The following is a 12,244-nucleotide window of genomic DNA, read 5'->3' on the forward strand; positions in this document are numbered from 1 at the left end:
CCCCCTCCCCAGCTGCCGATCTGGAGTGCGCGGGCTTCGATGAACGAGTCGACCATGTGGCTCAGCGCATCTCGGTTCTTCGTCAGCTTGCGCCCCGCGAGTTGCCGATGCACCTCCGTTACGCGCAGCACCGTATGGCGGTCGAGTACATCGCGCAGTCGGCTTGCCAGGTCATGGTCGGCTTCGAGGTGTTCGCTCAGGGTGGCGCGGGCGCTGGCCGCTGTTTGTTCGAGATATTCGGGCTCGGCGGACCGAATGCGTTCCAGTCGCAGGCGCTGCCACAAGTAGAGCGAATGCTGGGCGACGAGAAGTAGTTTCAGCGTCTCCTTCAGTCGTCCTTTGTGAACGGCCGATTCGAGCTGGTCGGCACGTTTGTCCGCGGAGTCGTCCGGGTTGAGCTGATCGGTGAGCAGCAACGCGTGCCGGCGCAGTCGTTCAACTCCGACCTCCAAGTCGGCGCCGAGTGCGGCGATACTCGACCAATCGGTATCGGTGAGCACGACGCCCGAACCAAGCTCTTGAATGCGGCGCTGGAGGATGCGTCGGTGCCCGTATACGTCGCCGAGTCGTTGGGCGGAAGCCAGTCGGAGTACGTCATCGACCTTGTCCTCGATTTTGTCGAGACGTGCGATGATCCTGTCGGCAAACTGCTCAAGCGCCATCTGCACAGTCAATGCGGCGATGGCGGCCTGCCCGACTCCAGGCACCGCGGCCACCGGAGCAATCCTCGTGTTCGACAGGATTTTTCCCGTCTCGGCTGAACGCACGGTCCGGTGGAAGGTGACCACCGTTCCGGGGCGCGGTCGTCCGGACTTCTCCCAAACGTCGGCCCCGGGGAGGTAGCGGGCCACAGGTGCGCCAGTGGAGAGCAGCGCGGTCGTGACCGAACCGAGCGTCGTGCCGATCTGCACCGCGGGCAGTTCGGCTACCTCGGCGCGATTGTGTTGGTCCCACTCGTCGGCGAAATCAGTGAGTGCATCATCGCTGCCGATGACCAGTGCGCCGAACTCATCGGCGATTACTGCAATCTCAGAGTGATTCTGCTCATCGGAACCTGTTGCGGTATCGACCATTTGCGTCTGCGACCTTCTTGGCTCGGGTCTCTAAATGGAATGTATCGGGTCCCACCGACACATTTGCGCCGAAAGGCCCTGCGGTTTCGTACGAGGATCTGTCAGGCTCCGGGCCGTATGTGCGAGCCGATCCGGATGAGCCGTCCTTCCGCCAGACCGGCGGCGATGCACGCTTCCAACCGCTCCCGGCCAGCACCCCTGAGTCGTCCCTGGTTGAAAATCGTCAAAGTCGCGCGCATCAGCGCCTCATCGTCCAGGTCCGCGCTGGCGCAGGCAGCCCTCATGGCGCTGATGATTTCCTCGGGCGCAATATCGCTGAGCGGCCGAGTCATGCCTACCGGGGTGGTGCGGTAACCGGCCCACGTCGCCCTGTCGATCTGATGCGGCCACACGAACGTGCCGAGCGGGCCCGAGTGAACTAGCTCGGTGGGGACGCAGTCGATGACAAATAACTTGCGCGCGGCGGACACTCGGTCGTAGCCGAATCGATTCGCGACGACGCGCGCGAGTCGATCCAAAGCAATGGGTCCCTCGGTCTCCACGGTTTCTCGTACGGCATCGGTGATGATGCGCCGCACCGACGCCGACTTCGTTCGGTCGAGATCCGTCCGATCGCCGAGCGTTGTCGTCGATGCGGAGAGATAAGTGGTGCCTCGGCCGTTCCAGTCTCGCGCGGCCGGCTTGTTCACAACATTCGCCGCAGAGCCGAGGCTGCTCGCGATCGGCGCGCTTGCGACGAACTCCGGCTCATCCAGCTGCACCGAGCTGTAGGCCGACCCGACCGTCGAACTGTGTTCTGTCTCAGCGGCTACCACATCAAGCTGCCCGGATTCGTCCGCGGCCTCCGCTTCCATCTTCGCGATGAGGGCCGCCCGCTCTTCCGCTGCCGCGGCGAGTTCGGCTTCGAATGCCTCATATTTCGAGCGCGATGTTTCGATCGCGGCGTCGATGCGGTCGAGTACGGCGCTGCGGTTGTCGATCCAGTCTGGTAACCACACCCGCAGCGACGAACCCCAATGCATCATCGTTTCGAGCAGCCGCGGTGTCAGATCCCGGTCTGCGGCCGTCGGCCGTTCCGCCCACCGTGGGCCGTCGAGCATGATAGCCACTTGCCAATGCTCACATCCGGTTTCGCGTACGACGAGGTCGAGGACGAAGTCGGAGAGCCCGTAGTTCGTCTCCACCTCGTAGCCACGCTCGCGCAGTCCGGCGCAGATGTCTCTTTGAATGGGGTCGAGCCCGAGGCCGTCGCGGGGGTGTTCACCCGAGCTAGGTCCGTGCGATGCCATTTCGAGGTAACCGCGCAGGTGGGCCATACCAACGGATTTCGTCCGGGACAGGTCGATGTGCGATGGGTCGAACGAGGTGAACACGATGACCTTGCGGCGTGCCCGGGTGATCGCGACATTGAAGCGTTTTTCGCCGCCCGACCGGCTGAGCGGGCCGAAGTTCAGCGGTAGCTGTGTCTCGCCCGGCTTCGTCGAAAATGCGGTGGTGAACAAGATGACGTCGCGCTCGTCACCCTGAACGTTCTCCAGGTTCTTGACGAATATGCCTTCTTCGGCATCCGGCCGCAGGTTCTCGCGAACGAGCGGATCGTCGCACTCATCGAGCAGGTCCTCTACGAGAGTGCGTTGTTGGGCGTTGAACGTCACGACGCCGATGCTCTGGTGCGCCAGATGTGGTGTCGCCAAACGGGTTCGAATCTCCTCGACGACGGCTTCTGCTTCGACACGATTCGTGCGGTGCTCACGGCCACGATCCTCGCGGTTGAACTGCCCGGCGACGCGTCGCCATTCGACGCCCGCAGTGTTGTCTCCGCCGGGGGAGGGCAGGCTGGCGAGCCGCCCCTCGTAGTACTTCTGGTTGGAGAAGCTGATGAGTGTCTCGTCCTGGCTGCGGTAGTGCCACGACAACCACAGACGCGGAACGCCCGACTCGACACATTCGGTGAGGATGCTGTCCAGATCTTCCGGGGCGAGTTCGCCCTCCTCGTGCGCGTCGTCCTCATCGGACGCGGTGACCTGACCGAATGAGGTCGGCGGCATCTGCTGCGAGTCGCCGACGATGACTGCCGACCGGCCGCGACCGAGGGCGCCGATCGCTTGCGCCACGGTCACCTGCGACGCTTCATCGAATACGACGATGTCGAACGTCGCGGAGCCGGGCGCTATGAACTTCGCGAGCGAGGCCGGACTGACGAAAACACACGGGGTGGCCGCCAGAATGTAATCGGCGTACTTGTTCATCAATTGCCGGAAGCTGAGGCCGCCACGCTTTCTGTCCAGCGAACGTCGCAGTTCCCCGACTTCGCCGGTGAGCGAACCGGCTTGGAAGGGCCGCCGCTTGAGCAGTGTTGCAGCAAGGGCCTTGACCTGTTCGTGTCGCAGCAACTCCGCAGCGCGCACGAAGTCGTCGATTTCGCCGTCTCGAAGGTCGGAAAGAAAGTTGTTCAAGCCGGTCGATCGGCGGCGTTCGTCCAGCGATGTAGCAGCGGTTCCGCGGATGAAGGCCGCCGTTGCGTCGGCGGCCGGAATGCGCGCGGTCAGAAGTGCTTCCACGAACTCGTCGAGTCCTGCGCGGCGCAGGGGTGCGAGGTAGCTGGACATCCTGGACCAGTCGAGCAGGTGCCGCGCATTGAAAAGCTCGGCGTCTTCGATGAGTTCGCCACTCGTGCGCTTCCACGCGGTGAGCCAGTGTTCGCTGTTACGCCAGCGGGTCACATCGTCGTCGGTGGTGCCGAGACACTGTCGCAACTGGGTCCACGCGTCGCTCACTTCCTCGAGCAACCCGATCTCTCGATCGGCCGGGAAACCCGTAGTTTCGAGCAGACGCCACTCGTCGGGGGAAGAGTCGATGAATCGGAGCGTCGCGGCGATGTAGTCGAAGATCGGCCGCAGTTCTTCCGCGCTGCGGGGGGCGAGGGGATTCCAGCGCGCCGGCATGAAGGGTCCGAGCAGTTCCCCGGCGAGTGTCTGAGTTCGCGAAACGTGCTCGCGCGCACCAGGGATCGCCCGCAGCAGGGGCAGGACGCTCTGTGGTGCGAGATCGGCGCCTGGTTGAGCGAACGGAGCCATATTGCGCTGAAACTGCTCGGCCTTCTTCTTCCGGCCGAACATCCCTTTGTCGCAGTCTTCGGCCTCGGCAACCATGGGGGCAATATCACCGGTTTCGACGAAAATCGGCGTAAACCTCGCCAGCAGCGGAGCGCAGTTTCGCTGCAGCTGTTCGATTTCCGCCATCAGCGCCTTCAGCGACCCGGCGAATTGCGGGCCGCGCATCCAAGCAAGCGTGGACGTGTCCGGAACCGGTCGACCGAGCTGGCGCTTTGCCGGTTCGATCAAGGAGACGAGCCGCTCGGGGCCGTCGATGGCCGCCAGTAGGGACCGTACGCGATCGCTCGCGTCCGCGGCATCGACCGCGTTGGCAAACCGACGCACGGCAGGGGCGATCTGCTCCGCGCCCACTGAGCTCGGAATGGCGCCTGCCAGAGCCCATGGCACGCCGGGAGCGATGTCCAGAGGACGGGCCGCCCGCGAGAAGAGGTCGAGGGCAGCCTTGACCGCCGACCAGTTCTCGGAAGGGCGAGCGACATAGGAAATCGGAATGGGGGCTACCGGACCGTCGCCGGTCTCGAGGATCTCCTCGAAGGCGCTCCAGAGCGAATAGTCGATACCGTTGCGCTGATGCAGTTTTCTCGGATAGTCGGAAAGTGGTGCGAGCCTCGCCTGAAAGTCCGCTAGCCGGGCGTCCCACGTGCGCTCGTTGTAGCGGATCGAATTGTCGATCGCCGCCTTGAGCTGATCGCGAATCATGTTGGGACTCTGACTCTTGCCGTGCAAGTCGAGAGTGAAGTTCTGCAGACCCACCCGTTCGAGGCGCCGTTTCACGACGTCGAGCGCTGCCTGCTTCTCTGCAACGAAGAGAACGGTCTTGCCCTGCTCCAAGGCGTGCGCGATCAGATTCGTGATCGTCTGGGACTTACCTGTTCCGGGCGGGCCTTCGAGGACGAATGTGCGGCCGGCCGCGGCGAGCGCGATCGCTCTGAGCTGTGAGCCGTCGGCCGGAATCGGCACGGGCACAGTACTTTCGTCGACCTCGAGGTGCTCCAGACCGGCATCACCGTCCGAGTTCGGGTCATGGAACGACTCGCCGGGATGATGCGTCAGATGCCGCACGATAGGACCCTGCTCGAGGAATTCCCAGCTGTCGCTGAGGTCCTTCCACATGCCGAACGTACCGAATTGGCAGATGGCGAGCGTTGCGACCTCATCCACCCGCAGATCGATGTTGTTCTCGACCAGAGCGCTCCGGATCCCGCGAAGGGCGTGGACGATATCGATTCCGCTGTCGTCCAACTTCGGTGCTTCGAGTGCCTCTATCGAAACGTTGTGCTTCAGACGCAGCCACTCAACCAGGCAGTAGTTCGGACTCGCGACTTCGGTTGTGTTGGTACTGATTTGGAACTGTTTACGTCCCGTACCGCCAGTGATTTTCACCGGAAGGAGAAACAGCGGAGCCCGCGCCTCGGCGCCCGTACTCGTGTGGTGGACGAGCGCGCCGAGCGTCAGGTAGAGGTTCGAACTGCCGGTTTCTTCGAACAGCGTCCGTGCGGTACGTGCGAGCTCTTTGAATCTGCGCGTGTAGGCGGTGTTCGGAACGGCGGCGTACAGCTGGTGGTCCTCGGAGAGATACGCCCGCAGTACATCCGGGTCGATCTCGGCGGCACGCCGCGCACCTTGAAGTTGATGAATGGACGCGAGGTCGTCGTGTGGCGCCAGTGTAAGAGGAGTATCCGCATGAACGATGTCGTCGAGGATCGGCAGGCCGTTGTGGGGGACATGCAAGTCGATCACCTGAGATGACGCCTTCAGGTTCAGCAACCTGTTGCGGGTGCTCAAGTCGAGGAGCGATCGCTTCCACTTTCGGACGCGTGCCGGAGCGGAGTCTGTCGTGTCCAAGATTTCGTCGTTCTGATTCTGAGCCCGAAGCTCATCGGGCAAGTCCAGCACGATTCCGCCGATTTTCGTCGGCTCGGGGGAAGCCGCGGCGGCGACGTCATCGGTGCTGGGCAGGGGGCGTACACCGCTTCTCCTGGCAGCAGCGATGTCGACAACTCCGGCCAGTGACTCGGGGTTACTGAAGTGCTGTCGTGCCGTCGCTATGGCGCTGGTAAAGCTGCCTTTCGGTGACTCCTCGTAGAACACCGCTTCGACAGGCACGGCGATACCCGACTCGACAAGATTGACGAGAGCGTTCTGCTCGGTCAAGGACGGATGAGACAAGTTCACTTCTTCGCTCAGAAAGCCGGCGAAGGCGTGCCCGGTCACCAGCCACACGAGCGGGCGCAGACCCGATGCCTCGAGGCAGGCCGCATAGGTGACGGAGAGGTCGATGCATGTGCCGAACCGTTCTTCGAGAACTCCTGCGGTGGTGCGGATCTTCTGTCCGGTCGCCTCGAACGAAGCAGGAGGGTTGATGTAGCGGATGCGCCGTGCGCGCAGGACCTCGTAGATCGCGGCGGCAATGAGCGCGGCTCGCTCCGGGCCTGCTTGGTAGCCGCTGATCGAGGAATCGCCGGTATTGGTTCGCAGGAGTTCCGCGGCATCGTCGAGAACCGACTGTACGGATTTGGTATTCGGTTGGACGAACGCCGCAAGCGAGTCGTAGAAGATCGGTGCGTTGAACCACTCGTTGTGTGCGAGAACCCGGATCGGCGTCGTGAGATGGACGGCGGGTCCCCACATTCGCGTCACGGTGACGCTCAGTGTCGCGGGGTGACTTTCGTTCAGCTCCCGGAGGTAGGACGTCTGCGGCGCGAAGGTGCCGAAATCGTCCCAGAACACGTCCGCGCCGTCGGACAGGTCTCCGTCGTGGGTTCGCTGCCATGCCGGGGTCAGTTCGGCGCCGTCGCCGTGGAGGCGGACGGTCACGGTCATGTCGACCACCGATGAGCCCGAATCGTTCGTGACACGAAGTCCGGAGATCAGCGGCACGCCGTTGTGGACGAGCGCCAGATTGATCGCGGGTTGGGTCAGAACTTGAACGGTCAGCCCGGACTCCACTGCGGTGGTGTCCTCCCACAGCGCGGTTTGCCCCACACCTACCTCCTCTATGCCCCAGAACTCTTCGTTGGCTCGGCCGCGCCCGGATGCGCCCCGGCGATCACCCCAACTGACATCGGCGGATGACCTGAAAATGTGACAGACGCAATCGCTACCCGCGTGTCCCGATATCTCACGCCTGCTGTTGACGCGACGAAGTAGAACACGTTGTAGCGCAACGGTTACCGGCTCGCGCCGGTATGTGCGCGCACCGCCGCGTCGATCGCTGCCACTACACGCTCGGAACTTTCTTGCCACCGCCGCAACTGCTGCACGGTCGGGTTCAGTTCGTAGTCGTGATGATGAGTGACGACCGACAGTTCCGCCCACAGGACACGCGCCTCGCCGGCAGCCTGCGCACCGATGTACCTGGGAAGAACCAGCAGCTGGGCACGCCGGGTTACCGAGACCATCCGTGGCGATACCGATTTCCACAGTTCTTCGATGGCGTGCTCGACGGCAATGCGCAGCATCCACGCTGATGCCCTCGGCCAGAGGCCGTCCAGGTCGGCCGTAGCGTCGGTGATGAGCATGTCGGCAGTGGCGAGCCTGGAGCGGACGAGCGTCAGTTGCTGAGCCATGCCGTGATCCTCTCCGCGCGGTTGATGAGGTCTTCGAGGTCTCCGCGGGTGCTGCCGTGCGCGCCGCGATTACATGCCTCGATCACCGACGACGCCCACGGGGCGAGTTCCCGGTCCAGGCGTGCGAGGGCCGCGGCCTCTTTCGTTCGGTCCAGAAACAGGGCGAGTGCGAGCTTCTGTTTGGTTCGTTCGGCCGCCGCGAGCTGCTCGTCGATGGCGATCTGGCTGAGGCCGTTCTCACCCAGTATCTTTCGGACTTTTGCGGTGCTAGCGGACTCGATCGCTTGTCGGCAGCACAATGCGATCAGCTCATTGGCTTCGTCCTTGGGCAACCGGGGCGTCGACTGCAATGCGCGGGCATCGGCGAGGTTGCGGCGGATCGGGTCGACCGACACCCGGACTTCCACGACCGACCGCTCCCGCCGCTGTACATCGAGAATGGTGGCCGGAATGTGCAGGCGGCGTACGGCTTCGGACAACCGCAGGTCGTGTGTGAAAACGACTACCTGCCGGGATCGCGCCACCTCGTCCAGAACTCGGGCCAACCCGTCGACCTTGGCGGGATCCATGGACTGAACCGGGTCGTCGATCACCAGGAACCGGAACGGACTCTGCGCCGCCGTGGCACGCGGCAGGAACAGCGACAACCCCAGCGAGTGCAGTTCGCCCTGGCTCATCACTCCCAGCGCGGCACCGGCCACCCCGTCGACCGTCACATCCAGGCTCACCCGGCGCTGCTGCGCACTGCCCGTCAGCACGACTCCACCGAGCTCGACATTGCTCTGCTGGCGCAGCGTGGTCCAAATATGTTGCGAGAGCTCGGCCAGTGGCCGCATGCGCTCGGTGCGCAGACCGGCGGCGGCATTCTTGAGCCACGCCTCGGCGACCTTCACGGTCCTCAGTTCATCGGCGGCGGTTGCGGTCGAAGTAGCCCGCTCGACCCAGGCGGCGATCCGTACCGCCAGTGGCGCCCAGACCGTGTCCAGGCGGGACAGCTCGGCGCGCGCTCGCCCCTGCAGGTCCGACAGCGCAACGGTGAATCGTTGGTAGTGCTCGCGCATCAGTGTCGGCAGCTGTGCGGCATCTGCGGTTCGCAAATCCGCCCATGCCCGCCACTCTCGCAGCGTGTCACCGGCATCGATGGGGCAACTCGACAATGCTTGCGGGACAGGTTGAATCAGGCCGCGTGCCTCGGACACCGCCGCGTTGTGCGCGCGCCTGGCCGCCGCGAGGTCGGCGGTGCGCCGTCGGATGTCGGCGATCTTCCGGCCTGTCCGCTCCCTCCACTGCGCGTCCAGTTGCCCTTCCCCGCATACCGGGCAGAGGCAATCGTCGGCGGCGTAGGTGGCGGCGAGGTCCAAGATCTCCAGAATCGCGGTGTCCGCGTCGGCGTCTGCTGTCGCCGCACTAGTCAATTGTGCTGCGGCGGCATCGAGACGCCCGGTGGCCTCCACCAGCAGAGTTGAGTCGGGGAGCCCGAGCGCGGCAATGCCGCTGAGGGCCGTCGCGGGGCCGGAAGCATCCTCTTCGGCACCGAGCACCGCCTGAGAGATGGCGGACAGGTTGTTGATTCGCCGGTCGAGCAGCTCGAACACCGCGCGCGCACGGTCGTCGTCGACGGCCGACAATTCCGCCAGCATAGCCTCTTTGCCTTGTTTGACTTCCTTGGCGGCCTTGTCGATCTCGAGTCGTCGCCGCTGTAGGTTCTGCAGCGCGACGCTGAGATCGTCGAGACCGAGCAGGCGGTGCAGCGCGTCGTACATCGCGGTCGGCGTGCCGTCGATCAGTGAGCCCAGCTCGCTGTAGGACAAGAATGGACGGAACAATTCCAGCGGCCGGGCGAGGTCGGCGCGGTCCAACGGCATCGGCTCACCCGCTTTGCGGCGGGTGGTCCAGCTGCCGTCGTCGAGTCCCGCTCCGGCGCCCCAGGTACCGGTGATGGTGAGCGGGTTCTCTGCGGACTCGGTCTGCAGTTCGACTTCGATGGCTGGTGCCTCGCCGTCGTGCAGATTCCGCCAGCCATCACGCCAGATTCGGCCGCGGTCGGACCATCGCTTGTTGTCGCCGGTGATCGCGAACTCTGCGGCCTCGGCGAAACTGGATTTGCCGCAACCATTTCGGCCGACGACGAGCGTCAGGCCGGGCGCGGGCTGAAGGTCCAGCGTTGTCTTCGGTCCGATACCTCGGAAGCCGTTCACCGTGATCGATCGCAGGAACATCCCGGCCAGTACCCCGCCGGATCCGGGGCCGGTGGGGGCGCTATCGGGGAAGGCTGCCAATATCGTTGCGGCTACGTCTGGTTGGACCGACATGTCGGCGGAGATCTCGTCGGATACCAGGTCGCGCAGGCACTCTGCGTCGATGTCGGAGACTTCGACCGTGGATGGTGTGCTCTGCATAGAAGATCCCCCAATCAATACGAATGCTTTTGTTGCACAGGCGAAGAACGCAGACTCGCCGAACACGCGAGAGGTAAAGTCTTTCGAGAATTCGGCCGCCGAGGGGTCGGTTCGACCAGCGGGGCCCAGTTTGTCGACCTACGCTTACCGACCGGGAACGCAGCCCGCCGGTACCTGATAGGCGTTGTAGCCGAGGGCGGCGCCGGTTCCGGCGCGGATGGCCATACCGAGCGGAACAGTAAGGGGCGCAGCGAGTCCTAGAGTTACCGCGCTCGAACCGGCTCCCGCCGCCGCACCTGCCATCAGGCCGAACGCGAGACCGAGCCCCATTGATTGGTTGCGCTCCAAGATCGCCAGGGGCTCGGGCTGCCCCGGTAGGTAAGTGCACCCTGCCCCAACGGGTTCGATGGCCGCGGGCCTTGTTGCCGTTGTCGGTTCCGGTGTGTCGGAGTATGCGGTCGCTGTGGAGACGCCCACCGCGGATCCGCGGATGTGGTCGGCATGGGCCGGTGTAGCGGCGATGGCTGTGGCGCCGGTGACGATGGCGGCCAGAGCTGTGCTGGATGCGATCTTCCTGATATTCATCGGTCCTGCTTTCCGTTCCGAATCGATTGGCACGAGTCAACATTCGGGTCCACGAGGGTCGGCGGACATCCCGGCGGTCCGCCCGCCGTGATTCGTTGTATAACGTAGATTAGAGTGAAAACAGTGTCAATGAGTTTCCGGAAAGGCAGGCTCTGACAGAGCCGTCGAGTTCACATCAGCCGGATGGTCGGCGCTCGTGGGGGATCACACCTGGGTAGGCCAGGCGTCCGGCATGCCGGGCCGCCCGAACCTACCCGGCTCCGAGGAGTGCCGAGGCCTGCCCGCTCCACGTCACGACCAGCTCGTCCCGAGCCCGGCTCGCCGCCACATACAGCAGTGAGCGCTCCCGCAGTTCCGCCTCCGCCCGTTCTTCTTCCGGGACGGTCCGCAGGGCCGCCTGCGACGGGACATGGGCGTCGTCCACACCGGCGAGGATGACCCGCGAGAACTCCATGCCTTTCGACCTGTGCATGGTCAGCACTTGGACGTGCCCAGTCGTCGCCGGATTGTCGTCGAGTGCGCGGGCTTCGATCCCTCGTTCGCCGAGTGCCCGAACGAACTGTGTGCGTTCGTTCTGGCCGCGGGTAAGCACCGCGATCGTTTCGGGTTCGGTTCCTTCGTCGAGCCACTGTCGGACAATCCGTGCCACGTAGTCCAATTCATCTGCGAGGGAGGAACATTGGTGGCGATCGGGGTCGGGTCCCAGGCGGGCGGAGCGGTAGCCGAGCGTGGACTCTTCGCCTTCCTCCAGGTCGTGATAGTCGGCGCCGGAGAGGATTCCGACCGCGAAGTTCAGATTCTGCGCGGTGGTCCGGTAGTTCAAGGTGAGGCGGCGCGAGCGGCCGACGATCTTGATTCCCATCCGCCCCAGGACAACCGGCTGCCCGTAGATACGCTGATGCGAGTCTTCGGCGATGAACAGATCGTTGCGGCCCTCGGGCACGAGTGCGCGCAGCAGAGCCCAGTGAGTGGCATGAAGATCCTGGGCTTCGTCCACGAGTACGTGGTCGGCTACGAAGGATCGGCCCGCCGATTGTTCGAGAGTCAAGTGTTCGGCAGCGATCGCCAGGATTTCCGGGAAGCTGAGGCTGCCGTCGGTTCGGCTGTGCCGGCGGAACGCTTCGATCAATTTCCAGACTGCGATGCGCTGTGCCCGGCTCAGCCGTACGCCGCGCCCGGCCCGCGCAACCCGGAGGTACTGTTCCGGTGTCGTGACCTTGTTGGCCAAAACAACTGAGACGTACTCGTTTTCGAGGAAAGCCGGCGTGGCGAGCCGCTGATCGAGACCACTGCCGCCGGAATGGACGATCTCACGCCAGACGCGGTCCTGGACCGTGCGCTTCGAGGCGACATCGACGGGCCCGCCGAAGATCGCCGTGGTGGCCGCGGTCAGATCGCCCGCTCGATTCACGATGTCGTTGGCGAGCTTATCGATACCCGCGACATAGATCCCCGGATCGCCGGGACGCTGTGCGATGGTGACGCCAGGATCGAGAATTCTC

Annotated in this window: 5 protein-coding genes; all 5 read right to left on the reverse strand. The window is 64.1% G+C overall.

The window, feature by feature from the left end; translation table 11 throughout:
* A partial coding sequence (locus tag RJ03_RS28225) for a hypothetical protein (protein WP_036508079.1) occupies positions 1-1,073 on the reverse strand: 1,073 nt, incomplete at its 3' end.
* A 101-nt stretch (positions 1,074-1,174) separates the two neighbouring features.
* Complete coding sequence (gene proA / locus RJ03_RS28230) at positions 1,175-7,174, reverse strand: anti-phage protein ProA (RefSeq protein ID WP_051025344.1); 6,000 nt, start codon at positions 7,172-7,174, stop codon at positions 1,175-1,177.
* Positions 7,175-7,359: 185 nt separating this feature from the next.
* The gene (locus tag RJ03_RS28235) at positions 7,360-7,758 is read right to left on the reverse strand and encodes a hypothetical protein (protein WP_036508081.1); all 399 of its coding nucleotides are present in this window, start codon (positions 7,756-7,758) and stop codon (positions 7,360-7,362) included.
* On the reverse strand, positions 7,743-10,223 hold the full coding sequence (locus RJ03_RS28240) for an ATP-binding protein (protein ID WP_245552404.1): 2,481 nt from the start codon (positions 10,221-10,223) through the stop codon (positions 7,743-7,745). Before RJ03_RS28240 ends, RJ03_RS28235 begins: the two co-directional genes overlap by 16 nt.
* Positions 10,224-10,992: 769 nt before the next feature.
* Positions 10,993-12,244, reverse strand: a 1,252-nt coding sequence (locus RJ03_RS28245; protein WP_036508082.1) for a 3'-5' exonuclease, incomplete at its 5' end; no start/stop codon positions are given.

This window comes from Nocardia aobensis NBRC 100429 (assembly GCF_000308375.1).
GTDB lineage: Bacteria > Actinomycetota > Actinomycetes > Mycobacteriales > Mycobacteriaceae > Nocardia > Nocardia aobensis.